Here is a 13,902-nt window from a genome sequence, read left to right as displayed (position 1 = left end):
CACCGCGCGAGGAAGCAGGAATCCACCCGGACGCCGCGTGTTCCACGCGCAGCGTGGAGGGAATCTCCGTCCTTCAGGGCGGAGAGATCGTCAAGGTGGCAGCGTGCGACTTGTGATCACCGCGGACACCCACGTGCCGAAGCGCGCGCGGGATCTGCCGGACCCGCTCTGGGACGCCGTGCGCAGCGCCGACGTGGTGGTGCACGCGGGGGACTGGGTCGACGAGTCACTGCTGGACGCGATGCAGGACCGGGCACGGCGGCTGGTCGGGGTGTACGGCAACAACGACGGGCCCGCGCTGCGCGCCCGGCTGCCCGAGATCGCCCGCGTGGAGCTGGCGGGGCTGCGGATCGCGGTGGTCCACGAGACGGGCCCGGCGGCCGGGCGCGAGGCGCGCTGCGCCGAGCGCTTCGGCGACTGCGACGTGCTGGTCTTCGGCCACTCGCACATCCCGTGGGACACCGTCGCGCCCGGTGGGCTGCGGCTGCTCAACCCCGGCTCGCCGACCGACCGGCGGCGGCAGCCGTACGCCACCTTCCTCACCGCCGAGCTGAGCGACGGCCGGCTCGACGCGCTCACCCTGCACAGGCTGCCCCCACGGACCCCGCGCCGGTAGCGCCCACGGTCACCGCTCGGGTGCCGGCAGTCCGGTCATGGTGCCGTCGGTGCGCCGGTGGGCCCGGTCGAGAACCTGCATCACCGGGGTGCCGAGCACGCCGTGCACCACCACCGACACCAGCACGACGAACCCGCAGCCCGCCCAGACCAGCTCGGCCCCGGGGAAGTGCGCGTGCGACATCGCGTAGGCGACGTAGTAGAGCGTGCCGATGCCGCGGATGCCGAACGCCGCGATCACCCAGTGCTCCTCCCGGTACCCCGGCGCACCCCACATGGTCAGCCACCCGATCAGCGGGCGGACGACCAGCAGCAGCGCGAGCCCGACGGCCGCCACCTTCCAGGTGAGCGGGGCCAGCACGCCGGCCACGATCGACCCACCGAAGAGCACCAGCATGAAGACCGTCAGCAGCCGTTCGATCTGCTCCGAGAAGTCGTGCAGCACCTGGTGGAAGTGGTCCGGACGTTGCGCGGCGCGGATCATCCGGGCGGCGACGAAGACTCCGAGGAACCCGTACCCGCCGACCACCTCCACCAGGCCGAACGTCAGTAGGCTGGAGGCCAGCGCCAGGAACCCCTCGGAGTGCCGGGCCAGCCGCAGCGTCTCGGAGTGCGCCCGGAAGAACAGCCGGCCGAGCGCCCAGCCGACGGCGATGCCGCCGAGGATGCCCATCACGCCCTTGTAGACCATGTCCACCGTCGCCCACCGGGCCAGCCACTCCAGCGACGGCGCCGGCACCGCGACCAACGCGATCGCCAGGTAGACGAACGGGAACGCGGTCCCCTCGGTGAGTCCCGCCTCGGAGGTCAACGCGAACCGCACCTCGTCCTCGGAGTCCGGCACGTCGGTGGGTTCGCCCACCTGCACGTCCGAGGCGAGCACCGGGTCGGTCGGGGCCAGCGCGCCGCCGAACAACAGCGCGGCAGCGGGGGCGAGACCCGCCCATGCCCAGCCGAGCAGCGCGACGGTGGCGACCGTCAGCGGCATCGTGATGAGCACCAGACGCCAGGCCGACATCCACGACCGGAAGCCGAGCGGACGGTCGATCTTCAGCCCGACGCCCATCAGCGCGACGATCACGACGATCTCGGCGAGGTGCGCCGCGAGTTCCGGGTGCGCGCGGGGATCGGGGCGCGGCAGCCCGGTCGGCAGGGCGAACACGATCATGCCGATCCCCAGGAACACGATCGGCATGGAGAACGGGCGCCGCTCCATCACCCGCGGCAGCACGCCGGCGAGCAGCGCGCCGAGGCCGAGCAACGCGTAGGTCAGGTCCACCGGATCCCACGTCACGGCCGCTCCCGCCTGCCTCGTCGCCCCCGCCCAGTTCATCAGCTCCACGCAGGGCCGAGGGCGCAATGCGGCGAACTTGGATCGCCGCGGCGGCGGTCGCGGGCCGGTGGCCGGGAGGCGACGGTCGGCGGTCAGCCCAGCGACGCGATCGGCGAGGTGTCCAGCTCGCTGAGCAGGGCCGCCGGGTCGTCGTAGACCGCCACCGCGCCGGCGTCGGCCAGCTCCGCGTGGCTGGTGCCGCCGCAGGCCACCGCGACGCACGGGATGCTCAGTCGGCCGGCGGCCGCCACGTCCCAGACCGAGTCGCCGACGAACACCACCCGGTCGGCGTCGAGACCCGCGTCGGCCAGCGCCGCCTGCACGATGTCCGGGGCGGGTTTGCTGTGTGCGGCGTCCGAGCCCGACGTCGCGCCGGCGAGCACGTCGTCGACGTCGAGCACGGCGCGCAGCACGTCCACCTCGCGTCCGGTCGCCGACGACGCGAGCACGACCCGCAGCCCCCGCTTCGCGCAGGCGCGCAGCAGGTCGGTGGCGCCGGGCAGCGGGCGCAGCCGGGGCCAGTACTCGGCGTACAGGGCGGAGTGCGCGGCGCGGAGCCGGTCGTCGGCGCCGCGGTCGCGGCCCGCGCCGAGCAGGTGATCGAGCAGGTTGTCCGCGCCCATGCCGATCGCCCGGTGGATCCGCGACATCGGCACCACGTGGTCGGACTGGCGTAGCGCCTCCCACCAGGCGACGGTGTGCAGGTAGGTGGTGTCGACGAGAGTGCCATCGACGTCGAAGAGCACCCCGGCCGGGCGGTTCTGCTGTGTCATGCCGCCGCTACTACCCACCGGAAGGCGGCGCGACGCCCGCCGCGTCGACGGGTTCGTCACCGCCGGGCGGCACCAGGATCTCGAACCACACCGTCGACCCCCGTACCGCCGGGTCCGTGCCCCAGGCGTCGCTGAGCTCCTCGATCAGCCCGAGCCCCCGGCCGCGACTGCTCAACGTGTCGGTGCGGGTCCGGGTGACCGTGCCGCGGGTGCCACTGTCGGCCACGGAGACCAGCAGCCGCTCGGAGCTCAGGTCGAGCTGCACGATCGCCGGCGTGCCGGCGTGCAGCAGCGCGTTGGTGGTCAGCTCACTGGTGCAGAGCACGGCCGGCCCCACCACCGACTCCGGCAACTGCCACGCGGTCAGCTGCGCGGTCATCCAGTGCCGCACCCGTCCGGGCGCCGTCGGCTCGGCCGGCATCTCCATCACCGCCGAGCGGCTGGGCGCGGTCGCGTGCTCGACGGCGAGCACGGCGACGTCGTCCTCGGTCGAGCCCGGCACCGCGGCGCTGGCCAGCGCGCAGAGCGTACGGGGATCGCCCCGGGTCGCCCCGCCGATCACCGTCGCCAGGCCACGCATCCCGGCGTCGATCTCGGCGTCCCGCCGTTCGATCACCCCGTCGCTGAACAGCAGGAGCGTGTCGCCCGGCAGCAGCGGGAACTCGGTCGCGCGGCGCTGGCCGCCCAGCCCCAGCGGCGGCCCGGGCGGCACGTCGACGTAGCGCGCCCCGCCGTGGCCGCGACGCAGCAGCGGCGCCGGATGTCCGGCGCTGGCCAGGCGGAGCCGGCCGGTGCCCGGGTGCAGCATCCCGTAGAGGACGGTGACGAACAGCTCGTCCGTCGGGGTCTCGGCACTGAGGCTGGTCACCAGCGCGTCCAGCCCCCGCAGTACCGCCGCCGGGTCGGGGTCGGCCAGGGCGAGCGCCCGCAGCGCGGCGCGCACCTGCCCCATCAGCGCTGCGGCGCGCACGTCGTGCCCGGCGACGTCGCCGAGGACCACGGCGAGCAGCCCGTCGTGATCGCCCGACGGTGGGAGGGTGAACGCGTCGTAGAAGTCGCCGCCGGCGGAGTTGCCGTCGACGCCGGGGTCGTAGCGGGCGGCGATCCGGAAGCGCGGCACCTCGGGCAGGCGGTGCGGGAGCATGCTGCGTTGCAGCAGCTGCGCCGTACCGTGCTGGGTCTCGAACCGGCGCGCCCGCTCCGCGGCCTGCGCGACCAGCTCGGCCGCGGCGGCCAGCAGCGCCCGCTCCGGCGGTGGCCAACGGTGCGCGACCCGGTAGCCGAAGGTCAGCGCGCCGCGCAGCGACGGCGTGCGCAGCGGCAGCGCGGCCAGCGCGCGGACCTTCTGGTCGTGCCGGTCCAACGCGGTCGCCGCCAGCGGCTGCCCGTCGACGGTGAACTCCGCGACCCCCTCGGTGGCGGCCACGACCAGCGGCGCCGGCGAGCCGGCCGAGAAGCGACGCCAGACCGGCGGCAAGCGCTCGTCGGCGTCGTCCAGCAGTTCCCCGCGGACCCGGCGGACCACCCGCCAGCCGCCGCCGTCGTCCACGCCGAAGGCGACCTGGTCCACATCGAAGGTCGACAGCCCGTAGCGCAGCGCCACCCGGGCCACGTCGTCCAGGGTGAGCGTGCCGGCCAGCGCCGCGGTCAGCTCGCTGAGGCTCTGCAACCGGCGGGTCACCGCGGACTCCGCGGCGACGCTCAGCGTTCCGATGATCCGGCCCGTGCCGTCCCGGACCGGCGAGCAGCCGCGGCTGACCGGACTCGGCTCGCCGCCGTCGCCCGGATCGCGCGGGCCAAGGATCAACCCCTCGGTCTCCAGGTACGGCTCCCCGGTGCGGTACACCCGCTCCACGAACTCGCCGATCCCGGCGTGCCACGCGTCGCCGAAGACCGCCGCGGCGGGTTGCCCGAATGCGGCGGGATGACGGGGGCCGAGCAGCGTCGCGAAGGCGTCGTTGTAGACCATGGTGAAGTCGTCACCGAACGTGAACGCCATGGCGATCGGCGACGCGAGCACGAGATCGATCACCGCGCGCAGCGCCGGGTCCCAGCCCTGCCGCGGTCCCAACGCCGTGTCCTGCCAGGGTCGAGGGGCCCCGGGCGCCGTGCCGCGCCCTTCCCCGTTCCGGGCGGCGGGTACGGCGGAGGGGGTCGTGTGGGTGTGCCCTGCCGTGCCTGGCATAGCAGCAGAGTAACGGGCCAGACCCGACCGTGTGGGATTAGGCCCCATCAAAGCCTTACCGTGGGTGATTGCCGGGCGGATCGGTGCGGCTCCGACGCGCTGACCGGGGCGGGTCCGCGGGCGCGACGGGCATGAATGGTCGCGGCGCGGGGTATGTGGGCGGCCATCGACGACCCCGGAGGGGACGATGACGGAGGGGACGATGGCCCACGTCGAGGACGGTCCGGACGCCGCGCACCAGCGGCCGGCGGGAGTGGACGACGCCACGGTACGCGCGCTGGGCAAGCTCAGCGAGGCGCTGGAGACGGTCGAGCGGGCGCGCGGGCACCTGTACTCGGTGCACCAGCTGATCGGCCACGCCGACCTGATGCTCGACGAGGCCGTCGAGCTGTTCCGGGCGGCCGGCCACTCCGGGTTCGCCGACCGGATCGGGCGCGAGCTGATCGGCCGCAACGTGATCGCCGGACGGTGGACGTTCCAGATCGTCGAGGACTTCGACGACGGCTACTACGGCACGTTCCGGACGCTGGAGACGCAGGCGCGCGACGAACTCGCCGGCGGTCGACGCCACCTCTACGAGGCGGAGATGAAGGAGCGGCGCCGCACCCGGGGCCTGCCCGGGCACGAGGCGCGCCCGGCGTGCTGAGCGGTTCCCCGACGGCGCCGGTCGTTACTCCGGGCTGCTGTCCGTCGCGGGACGACGCCGCATCGCGTCGTCCGCGAGGATGACCGTGGCGACCATCATCGCCACGCAGACGCTGAACAGCCACGACTCGTCGGGCAGCAGCCGGGCGGACACGGGAGCCTGCAGCGCGGTCAGCACGAAGCCGAGCCAGGCCAGGCGGCGCTGGCGCGCGGAGAGGAAACCGGGAGCCTGATGCATCCGGAAAGTCTTGCTCGCGGCTCCGCCTCCGCCGTCAGCCGATCGGCCGATTCTGCCTGACCTGTCCGGTTTAGATGACGTCGCCGCTATCGCGCCGTCCCTCCTGGCGATGGGAAACATGCCGTGCCGACGGCGTTGGCGGGCGGCGCGGGCCATCGGGGATGATCGCCGACTGTGTCCACATCTACCGCGGCCGCTCCCCGGGCGTCGCTGCTCGCCCTCGCATACCTGGCCTTCGTCAGCCTGGGCCTGCCCGACGGCCTGCTCGGGGTCGGCTGGCCCTCGATCCGCGCGGAACTCACGGTGCCGACCGCCGCGGTCGGCCTCCTGCTGACCGCCGGCACCGCCGGCTACCTGACCTCGAGCGTGGCCGCCGGCTTCATGCTCACCCGGCTCGGCGTCGGCGGACTGCTCGCCGCGAGCACCGCGCTGGCCGCGTCCGCGCTGACCGGCTACGCGATCTCGCCGACGCTGGCGCTGATGGTCTGCTGCGCGCTTCTGCTCGGCCTCGGCTCCGGCGCGATCGACTCCGGGCTCAACGCGTACGCCGCCGGCGCCTTCGGACCGCGCCACATGAACTGGATGCACGCCTTCTTCGGGCTGGGCGTCGCGATCGGCCCGCTGATCATGACCGGCGTACTCAACCTCGGGCTCTCCTGGCGCTGGGGGTACGGCATCGTCGCGACCGCGCAGCTCGCACTGGCGGCGGCGTTCGTGCTCACGGTACGGGCGTGGGCGCGCGGCGGCGACGCGGCGCAGCCGGGGGAGCGCGCGCCGGCGGTCGCCCCGGTCCGGGCGACGCTCGCGCTGCCCGCCCTCTGGCTCGGGGTGCTCGCGTTCGCCGTCTACGTCGCGATCGAGGTGGGCGCCGGGCTCTGGGCGTACCTGCTGCTCACGCAGGGACGCGGGATGGGGGCCAGCGCCGCCGGCATCTGCGTCTCCGGCTACTGGGCGAGCCTGTTCGTGGGACGGGTGGTGCAGGGGGTGGTCGCCGAGCGGCTCGGCACCCGCCGGATCCTGGTGGGGAGCCTGGTCGGCATGGCCGTGGGGGCGGGGCTGGTGGCCGTGCCGGGGCCCGCGGCGGTGGCGGTCGCCGGCCTGGCACTGATCGGCTTTGCCGCCGCGCCGGTCTTCCCGCTGCTCACGCTGACCACCGCCGAGCGGGTCGGCGCGGCCCACGCGGACCGGGCGATCGGCCTGCAGATCGCCGGGGCCGGCCTCGGCGGCGCCCTGATCCCCGCCGGCATCGGCGTGCTCCTCGGCACCGACGTCGAACGCCTCGGCCCCGCGCTGCTCGCCCTCGCCGTCCTCCTCCTCGCCCTCTACGCCGCCACCACGAAGATCCGCGTGATCAGGGAGCCCAACGGCGGCGCGCCGACGACACGCCGGAGTTAGTCCCTGATCACGCGGACAGTGGGGTCAGTGGGGGCCGTTGCGGCCGGTGGTGGAGGGGCGGTACGCGCGGTGTTCGTCGGTCTGGCCGCCGGCGCGTTCGCCGTGTGCGCGCCCCACCTCGCTGGCCTCGGCGTTGTGGCCGTACGCCTGCTCCTGGCCGGCGTCGTTCCCCGTCACGTCGTCGAGCTGACCGTCCAGCGCGGGCGCGGACATCGCTCTCTCCAGCTCGTGCACGGGCAGCCGTTCCTCGTCCCGCCAGATGCCACTTCCGGTATCACTCATACCCCGGTTCCTACCCGCCCCCCGGAAGCGCAAACGATCGCCGGGCGGCGCACACGCCGACCGCCCCGGACCGGCGGGGTCCGGGGCGGTCGACGGCGAAGGGGGTTACGGCTGGGGGCGGCTGACCTCGCCGCGCCAGGCGCCGGTCTCCTGTCCGCCGCGGCTCTCGATGAACTCCTTGAACCGCTTCATGTCGCCCTTGACACGCCGGTCGACGATTCCGAGCTTGTCGCCGGCCTGCTCGGCGATGCCGTCCGGCTCGTACTCCAGCTGCGCGGTGACCCGGGTGTGGCTGTCGTCGAGGCGGTGGAACGTGATCACACCGGCCTGCTTGACCCCGCCCGTCGAGGTCCAGGCGACGCGCTCGTCGGGAACCTGCTCAGTGATCTTGGCGTCGAACTCCCGTGCCACGCCGGCGATCTCCGTCTTCCAGTGCGTCATGGTGTCCGAGATCTGCCGGACCTCGGAGACCCCCTCCATGAAGTGGGGGAACTCCTCGAACTGGGTCCACTGGTTGTACGCGGTCCGCACCGGCACCGCGACGTCAACGTGCTCGGTAATCGTTCCCATCCTGGGCATCCTCCTTCGGGGGGTGAGTGACGGTCAGGGGGCCGCCGTCACCACCGTCGTGTCTCGTTCGCGTGCCCCAGCGCGGCCCACACCTCGGACACGGTCTCGAACGTCGTGTTGTCGGGCAGCTGGTCGAGCTGCGCCAGAATCTCGTCGGGCGCGTCGTTCTCCTCGGCGTTGAGCCGCAGCACCGCCCGGTCGCCCGGTAGGGCGGAGAGGCTGATGTAGCGACCCAACTGGCTGCGCTGCTCGACCTCCTCAGTGGTCATCCCCTGAGGAACGCCGGTGCGATGTCCGGGTGGCACCACGTTGGCCGCCGGCTGGTCCTCGCCCGCGGGCTCCGCCTGGTGCCACTCCTCGGCGCGCGATCCGGCACCACCGTGCGTGGTGCCCTGCACCTCGGCGACCATCGCGTCGTCGGTACGCGGCCCGTGTTTGCTGTTGCCCCGCTGCGGTTCCATGCCCTTTTGGCTACCCTGCCCCGGAGTGCCCAAACCTTCCCGGCGGGCCCGGCTGGGCTCAGTCCTCTTCCGGCGCGACCTTCGGCGGCAGCGGCTCGTCCGGCTTCAGCTCGCCGGCCTGCATGGCGCGGCCGCGCTGCAACTCCGCGTTCACCTCCACGCCGAACAGCAGCGCGCAGTTGGACAGGTAGAGCCAGACCAGGAAGGCGATGATCGCGCCCAGGCTGCCGTACGTGGCGTCGTAGGAGCCGAAGTTGGCGACGTAGATCCCGAACGCCACCGAGGCGAGCGCCCAGACGACCAGGGTGACCGCGCCGCCGACCGTCAGCCACCGGAAGCGCGGCGGTTCGACGTTCGGCGCGAACCAGAAGAGCAGCGCCAGCACCAGCATCATCACCGCCACCAGCAGGGGCCACTTGACGATGTTCCAGGCCGTCCGGGGCGCGTCGCCGAGGTGCAGCGCGTCGCCGACCGCGTTGGCGACCGGGCCGCTGACGATGAGCAGGGTCGCGACGACCGCCAGCAGCACCAGCACGAGGGCGGTGACGCCGAGCTGCAGGGCCCGCAGGCGCACGAACGACCGGCCCTCGTCCACTCCGTAGATCCCGTTGGAGGCCCGGCTGAAGGCGCCGACGTAGCCGGAGGCGGACCAGAGCGCGCCGAGTACACCGAAGCTGAGCAGCACGCTCGCCGAGCTCTGCTGGTTGACCACCCCGTTGATCGCGTCCACGACGCCGGGGTTGCCGACCACCGAGCCGGCGCCCATCTCGCGGGCCAGCCCGATGATCGTGCCGACCGTCTTGCTCCCCTCCGAGACCAGCCCGACCAGGGCCACGATCACGATCAGCGCCGGAAAGAGCGCGAGCACCGCGTAGTACGTCAGCGCCGCGGCCCAGTCGGTGCACTTGTCCTTCATGAACTGCTGCGCGCTGCGCACCGCCACGCCGCGCCAGGTCGCGAGGGTCAGCTGTCGCAGGTGCAACGGGCGTCGGCCGGCGGCGTACGGGGCGCCGGAGCGCGTTGTGGTCGTCATGGGTCGCCTCCTGGCTCCGGACGCGGCCGGTGAGAGCGGGCACGCCGATGGCTGGTCAGCACCGGCTACCCGGCGGGGAAATCCCACAAACCCCGACGCGGTTTACGGTCACCGCCGGCGGGCACGCAGTCGGGATAGGCGACGACACGACAGGAGGCGCACCATGCCGCAGGAGCGCGACGACATCCCGAGCACGTTGCAACGGTCGCCGGAGAAGGCGCAGCGCACCTGGAAGAAGACGCACGACTCGGCGGTGGGGACGTACGGCGAGGGGCAGCGGGCGCACCGCACCGCGTTCGCGTCGCTGAAGCACTCGTTCGAGAAGGTCGGTGACCGGTGGGAGCCGAAGGAGCAGAAGGGCCCGAGTGACCCGCAGGCGGAGCGCGGGGCCACGCAGGAGCGCGGTCCGACGGCCGGCGGCGTGGACGTGAACGCGTCCCGGCAGCACCTGGAGGAGGTCGCCGGGCGGCTGAACATCCCCGGCCGCTCGTCGATGAAGAAGGCGGACCTGGTCGACGCGATCGGCAAGGCCAACCGTCGGGAGACGGCCGAGGCCCGCGAGGCGGACAAGGGGCGCGGGCGGTAGCGCCTGGAATGGGCGCGGGCGGTAGCACCTACCAGTGGGGGTGCGGGCCGCCGGGCGGTTCGAGGTGGACGGCCTTCGTCACGGTGAGCTCGTCGAGCAGTTCGGGTCCGTACCCGAAACCCTGGCCGCTGCCGCGCCGCGGATGCGCGGCTCCGCCGGGCGCGCCGCCGAAGACCGCGTTGATCTTGACCGTGCCGACCGGCAGCTCGCGCCACGCGCGCTGCGCGTTGCTCATCGAGGCGGTGAGCACGGAGGCGGCCAGACCGTACGGGGAGGAGCAGGCGCGTGACAGCGCCTCGTCGAAGGAGTCGACGACCATCACCGGAGCGACCGGGCCGAAGGTCTCCTCCCGCATCACCGCCATCGCGTCGGCGCAGTCGGCGAGCACGGTCGGCGGGTAGAACGCGCCTGGCCCGTCCGGCACGGCACCGCCGTGCAGCACCGTCGCGCCGTCGGCGACCGCCGCGGCGACCTGGGCGTGCACGTGCTCCCGGTGTCGCCGGTCCACCAGCGGCCCCAGCTCCGTCCGCGGGTCCCGGCCCGGACCCACCCGCAGGTCCGCGCAACGCTGCACGAGCTCGCCGAGGAACCGGTCGGCCACGGACCGGTGCACGTAGATCCGCTCCACCGCCACGCAGATCTGACCCGAGTTGGCGAACGCGCCGGTCGCGGCCTGCTGCGCGGCCCACACCGGGTCCACCTCCGCGTCGACGATCAGCGGGTCGCTGCCCCCGTTCTCCAGCAGCGCCTTCGCGCCGGTGGCCGCGCAGGCCGCGGCGATCGCCCGTCCGGTCGCCGTGGAGCCGACGTGGGCCACCACATCCACCTCCTGGCCGGTCAGCGCCGCCCCCACCGCGCCGTCGCCGGTCAGCAGCGACAGCACCCCCTCGGGCAGGTGCTCGGCCAGGATCCGGGCCAGCAACCACCCGGTCGCCGGGGTGCGCTCGCTGGGCTTGTAGATCACGGTGTTGCCGGTGACCAGGGCGGCGCCGAGCAGCCCGCAGGAGACCGCGACGGCATCGTTCCACGGGGTGATCGCGGCGACCACGCCGCGCGGCTCGTACGCCATCAGGTCGATCGCGTCGCTCGCTCCGGCCAGCGTCCGGCCGCCGTGCACCGGGCCGAGCTCGGCGTACTGGCGCAGCGTCGCCACCCCGGCCTCGACCCCGCCGCGGGCGCCGCCGACCGGCCGTCCCATCTCCGCCGTCTGAGCCTCGGCGAGCCGGTCCGCCTCCGCCTCCAGCGTGTCGGCCGCGCGCCGCAGCGCCGCGGCCCGCTCGGCGGCCGGGGTACGCGCCCACCGGGGCGCCGCCTGCCGGGCGGCCTTGACGGCGGCGTCGACATCGGCGGCGGTCGCCACCGGCACGTCGCTGACCGGCGTGCCGTCGGCCGGATCCACCACCTCGAACCGACCGTCGCCGCCGGCGACCCACGCTCCGGCGATGAGTTGCTCCACTCGATACATGGGCCGCTGCATCCCCCGGTGACACGACGCCAAACCTGCGATCTTCGTGCCCGGATCGGTGGAGAATCGACACCGTGCACGATGTGGATGCGGTGGTGGTGGGGGCGGGGCACAACGGCCTGGTGGCGGCGAACCTGCTCGCCGACGCCGGCTGGGACGTGGTGGTGCTGGAGGCGACGGGGGCCGCCGGCGGCGCGGTGCGCTCCGCCGAGGTGACCGCCCCGGGCTACCTCAGCGATCTCTACAGCTCGTTCTATCCGCTCTCCGTGGCCTCTCCCGTGCTGCGGGGGCTGCGCCTGGACCGGCACGGTCTGCGCTGGCGGCACGCCCCCGACGTGCTCGCCCACCTGCTGCCCGACGGGCGGGCCGCGGTGCTGAACCGGGATCCGGCGGTGACCGCGGCGAGCCTGGAGGAGTTCGGGGACGGCGACGGCGAGCGGTGGCTGTCGGCGTACGCCGAGTGGCGCGCGTTGTCGCCGCGCCTGATCGACGCGCTGTTCACCCCGTTCCCGCCGGTCCGCGACACCCTGGCGCTGCTGGCGCGGCTGCGCACCGCCGGTGCGCTGCGGCTGGCGCGCCGGATGGTGTTGCCGGTGCGCGCCCTCGGACGGGAGCTCTTCGCCGGTGAGGGCGGGCCGGTGCTGATGGCCGGCTGCGCGTTGCACACGGACCTGTCGCCGGAGGAGGTCGGCTCCGGGGTGTACGGCTGGCTGCTGACGATGCTGGGTCAGGAGCTCGGCTGGCCGGTCCCGGCCGGCGGCGCACAGCGGCTCACCGACGCGCTCGTGGCCCGGCTCACCTCCCGGGGCGGTCGGATCGTCTACGGCGCCCGCGTCGACCGCGTCCTGGTCGCCCGCGGCCGGGCGATGGGGGTACGCACGCTGGGCGGGCAGGACTGGCGGGCGCGCCGGGCCGTCCTCGCCGACGTGCCGGCGCCCGCGCTCTACCTGGACCTGGTCGGCCAGCGATGGCTGCCGCCGCGGCTGGTCGAGGACCTGACGCACTTCCGGTGGGACGGCGCGACGGTCAAGGTCGACTGGGCGCTGTCGGGCCCGATGCCGTGGAAGAACCCGGCGGTGGCCGGCGCCGGCACCGTGCACCTCGGCGCCGACCTGGACGGGCTCACCGGCTACGCCGCCGCGTTGGCCCGCGACGAGATCCCGCGCGACCCGTTTCTGCTGGTGGGGCAGATGACGGTCGCCGATCCGGCGCGGTCGCCGGCGGGGACGGAGTCGCTCTGGGCGTACACGCACCTGCCGTTCCGGCGGCAGTGGCGGGACGAGGAGATCGCCGCGCACGTCGAGCGGATGGAGGCGGTGCTGGAGGAGCACGCGCCGGGCTTCGGCCGGCTGGTGCGCGCCCGGCACGTCGCCGGACCGGCGGACCTGGAGCGGGCGAACCCGAGCCTGGTGGCCGGGGCGCTCGGCGGCGGCACGTCCGCGGCGTACCAGCAGCTCGTCTTCCGGCCGGTGCCCGGGCTCGGCCGCGCGGACACCCCGATCGACCGGCTCTTTCTGGCCAGCGCGTCCGCGCATCCCGGCGGCGGCGTGCACGGCGGCCCGGGATCGAACGCCGCCCGGGCGGCGCTGATCCGCGACCGCGGGCTCGGCGGGGGCGTCTACGCGGGGGTGATCCGGGCGGCGCACCGGGCGGTCTACCGCTGATGCGCGGCGTCACCCGTACGACGGATCGGCGGGTGTTATGGACGCGGCGTGATGTAGGCGGCGTGGAGGGCTGCTGCTAGAAATTCTTCAAGGCCGGCCTTGGTTTAGCAAAAAATCGTCCGTCCCCCCGCGAACGGAGACCACCATGCCAGCACCCCGCCGCCCGCTCCGCCGACGAATCGTCACCGTGTTGCTCGCGGCGTTCGCCGCCACCGTCACCGCTCTCGGCTTCGCGACCCCCGCCTTCGCGGTCAGCCACTCCAGCGCCACCTCGCAGCTGCGCGCCGCGGGGATCACCTGGAGTTCCAGCGGCGGCTGCAGCGACCGCAACACCCCCACCTGCACCTCGTTCGAGGGCATTCGGCAGACCACCATCGACGGGATCATCACGTTCAAACGGGCCAGCGGCTGCGCCGTCAACATCACCGGCGGCACCGAGACGGGCCACGCCAGCGGCACCTACAGCCACTGGAACGGCTACAAGGTCGACACCAGCCTGAGCACCTGCATCGAGAACTACATCAAGGCCCACTACACCTACGTCGGCTACGTGTCCGGCTGGGGCTACCAGTACCGCGCCCCCTCCGGCAACCTCTACACCAAAGAGGGCAGCCACTGGGACGTCCTCTACTACACCTGCGGCTGCTGACCGCCACT

At 73.8% G+C, this 13,902-nt stretch carries 15 protein-coding genes; 6 read left to right on the top strand and 9 right to left on the bottom strand.

Annotated elements, in window-relative coordinates; translation table 11 throughout:
- Positions 1-103: 103 nt before the first annotated feature.
- Positions 104-616 (top strand): metallophosphoesterase family protein, encoded by a 513-nt coding sequence (locus BLW47_RS21100; RefSeq protein ID WP_091560902.1) that lies wholly within the window; start codon positions 104-106, stop codon positions 614-616.
- 9 nt (positions 617-625) lie between these two features.
- On the opposite strand, the gene BLW47_RS21095 is transcribed toward BLW47_RS21100, so the two are convergent.
- The 3 genes from BLW47_RS21095 to BLW47_RS21085 form a co-directional block, all read right to left on the bottom strand.
- Positions 626-1,909, bottom strand: a complete 1,284-nt coding sequence (locus BLW47_RS21095; protein WP_245736859.1) for a cation:proton antiporter — start codon at positions 1,907-1,909, stop codon at positions 626-628.
- 131 nt (positions 1,910-2,040) lie between these two features.
- A complete protein-coding gene (locus BLW47_RS21090; RefSeq protein ID WP_091560957.1) occupies positions 2,041-2,721 on the bottom strand; it encodes an HAD family hydrolase in 681 nt (226 codons plus the stop codon).
- Positions 2,722-2,731: 10 nt separating this feature from the next.
- The gene (locus BLW47_RS21085) at positions 2,732-4,906 is read right to left on the bottom strand and encodes an ATP-binding SpoIIE family protein phosphatase (RefSeq protein WP_091560899.1); all 2,175 of its coding nucleotides are present in this window, start codon (positions 4,904-4,906) and stop codon (positions 2,732-2,734) included.
- A 202-nt stretch (positions 4,907-5,108) separates the two neighbouring features.
- Between BLW47_RS21085 and BLW47_RS21080 the strand changes: the two genes are divergently transcribed.
- Positions 5,109-5,552, top strand: a complete 444-nt coding sequence (locus tag BLW47_RS21080; RefSeq protein WP_091560953.1) for a hypothetical protein — start codon at positions 5,109-5,111, stop codon at positions 5,550-5,552.
- A 24-nt stretch (positions 5,553-5,576) separates the two neighbouring features.
- On the opposite strand, the gene BLW47_RS21075 is transcribed toward BLW47_RS21080, so the two are convergent.
- Positions 5,577-5,789: a hypothetical protein gene (locus tag BLW47_RS21075; RefSeq protein WP_091560896.1), complete on the bottom strand. Its 213-nt coding sequence runs from the start codon at positions 5,787-5,789 to the stop codon at positions 5,577-5,579.
- A 174-nt stretch (positions 5,790-5,963) separates the two neighbouring features.
- Here BLW47_RS21075 and BLW47_RS21070 point away from each other — a divergent pair, with 174 nt between their 5' ends.
- Complete coding sequence (locus BLW47_RS21070; RefSeq protein WP_091560892.1) at positions 5,964-7,184, top strand: MFS transporter; 1,221 nt, start codon at positions 5,964-5,966, stop codon at positions 7,182-7,184.
- Between the two features lie 24 nt (positions 7,185-7,208).
- Here the strand turns inward: BLW47_RS21070 and BLW47_RS21065 are convergent, their stop codons facing one another.
- The 4 genes from BLW47_RS21065 to BLW47_RS21050 all read right to left on the bottom strand — a co-directional run bounded on the left by BLW47_RS21065 (position 7,209) and on the right by BLW47_RS21050 (position 9,530).
- Entirely contained in the window at positions 7,209-7,466 is a 258-nt protein-coding gene (locus BLW47_RS21065) for a hypothetical protein (protein WP_091560889.1), read from the bottom strand.
- A gap of 105 nt (positions 7,467-7,571) precedes the next feature.
- Complete coding sequence (locus BLW47_RS21060; RefSeq protein WP_091560885.1) at positions 7,572-8,036, bottom strand: SRPBCC family protein; 465 nt, start codon at positions 8,034-8,036, stop codon at positions 7,572-7,574.
- Positions 8,037-8,083: 47 nt separating this feature from the next.
- Positions 8,084-8,497, bottom strand: a complete 414-nt coding sequence (locus tag BLW47_RS21055; RefSeq protein WP_091560882.1) for a DUF2795 domain-containing protein — start codon at positions 8,495-8,497, stop codon at positions 8,084-8,086.
- A 58-nt stretch (positions 8,498-8,555) separates the two neighbouring features.
- Positions 8,556-9,530: a YihY/virulence factor BrkB family protein gene (locus BLW47_RS21050; protein WP_091560879.1), complete on the bottom strand. Its 975-nt coding sequence runs from the start codon at positions 9,528-9,530 to the stop codon at positions 8,556-8,558.
- 163 nt (positions 9,531-9,693) lie between these two features.
- Here BLW47_RS21050 and BLW47_RS21045 point away from each other — a divergent pair, with 163 nt between their 5' ends.
- Positions 9,694-10,116: a ChaB family protein gene (locus tag BLW47_RS21045; protein ID WP_091560875.1), complete on the top strand. Its 423-nt coding sequence runs from the start codon at positions 9,694-9,696 to the stop codon at positions 10,114-10,116.
- Positions 10,117-10,144: 28 nt separating this feature from the next.
- Here the strand turns inward: BLW47_RS21045 and BLW47_RS21040 are convergent, their stop codons facing one another.
- A complete protein-coding gene (locus BLW47_RS21040; RefSeq protein ID WP_091560950.1) occupies positions 10,145-11,581 on the bottom strand; it encodes an aldehyde dehydrogenase family protein in 1,437 nt (478 codons plus the stop codon).
- Between the two features lie 74 nt (positions 11,582-11,655).
- Here BLW47_RS21040 and BLW47_RS21035 point away from each other — a divergent pair, with 74 nt between their 5' ends.
- Together BLW47_RS21035 and BLW47_RS21030 are read left to right on the top strand one after the other, a co-directional pair.
- Positions 11,656-13,245, top strand: coding sequence for a phytoene desaturase family protein (locus BLW47_RS21035; protein ID WP_091560872.1), 1,590 nt, complete (start codon positions 11,656-11,658; stop codon positions 13,243-13,245).
- Positions 13,246-13,390: 145 nt separating this feature from the next.
- Positions 13,391-13,894, top strand: coding sequence for a hypothetical protein (locus BLW47_RS21030; protein ID WP_091560868.1), 504 nt, complete (start codon positions 13,391-13,393; stop codon positions 13,892-13,894).
- Positions 13,895-13,902: the final 8 nt, after the last annotated feature.

It is taken from the genome of Micromonospora pattaloongensis (genome assembly GCF_900107255.1).
Classification (GTDB): domain Bacteria; phylum Actinomycetota; class Actinomycetes; order Mycobacteriales; family Micromonosporaceae; genus Micromonospora_I; species Micromonospora_I pattaloongensis.
Note: the sequence above shows the minus strand (reverse complement) of the source record. Positions and strands in the feature narration are given on the sequence as shown.

Coding starts and splice junctions, on each gene's coding strand:
- BLW47_RS21050 (WP_091560879.1), bottom strand. CDS start 9,530: ATGACGACCACAACGCGCTCCGGCGCCCCGTACGCCGCCGGCCGACGC.
- BLW47_RS21060 (WP_091560885.1), bottom strand. CDS start 8,036: ATGGGAACGATTACCGAGCACGTTGACGTCGCGGTGCCGGTGCGGACC.
- BLW47_RS21075 (WP_091560896.1), bottom strand. CDS start 5,789: ATGCATCAGGCTCCCGGTTTCCTCTCCGCGCGCCAGCGCCGCCTGGCC.
- BLW47_RS21065 (WP_091560889.1), bottom strand. CDS start 7,466: ATGAGTGATACCGGAAGTGGCATCTGGCGGGACGAGGAACGGCTGCCC.
- BLW47_RS21040 (WP_091560950.1), bottom strand. CDS start 11,581: ATGTATCGAGTGGAGCAACTCATCGCCGGAGCGTGGGTCGCCGGCGGC.
- BLW47_RS21090 (WP_091560957.1), bottom strand. CDS start 2,721: ATGACACAGCAGAACCGCCCGGCCGGGGTGCTCTTCGACGTCGATGGC.
- BLW47_RS21080 (WP_091560953.1), top strand. CDS start 5,109: ATGGCCCACGTCGAGGACGGTCCGGACGCCGCGCACCAGCGGCCGGCG.
- BLW47_RS21045 (WP_091560875.1), top strand. CDS start 9,694: ATGCCGCAGGAGCGCGACGACATCCCGAGCACGTTGCAACGGTCGCCG.
- BLW47_RS21055 (WP_091560882.1), bottom strand. CDS start 8,497: ATGGAACCGCAGCGGGGCAACAGCAAACACGGGCCGCGTACCGACGAC.
- BLW47_RS21030 (WP_091560868.1), top strand. CDS start 13,391: ATGCCAGCACCCCGCCGCCCGCTCCGCCGACGAATCGTCACCGTGTTG.
- BLW47_RS21085 (WP_091560899.1), bottom strand. CDS start 4,906: ATGCCAGGCACGGCAGGGCACACCCACACGACCCCCTCCGCCGTACCC.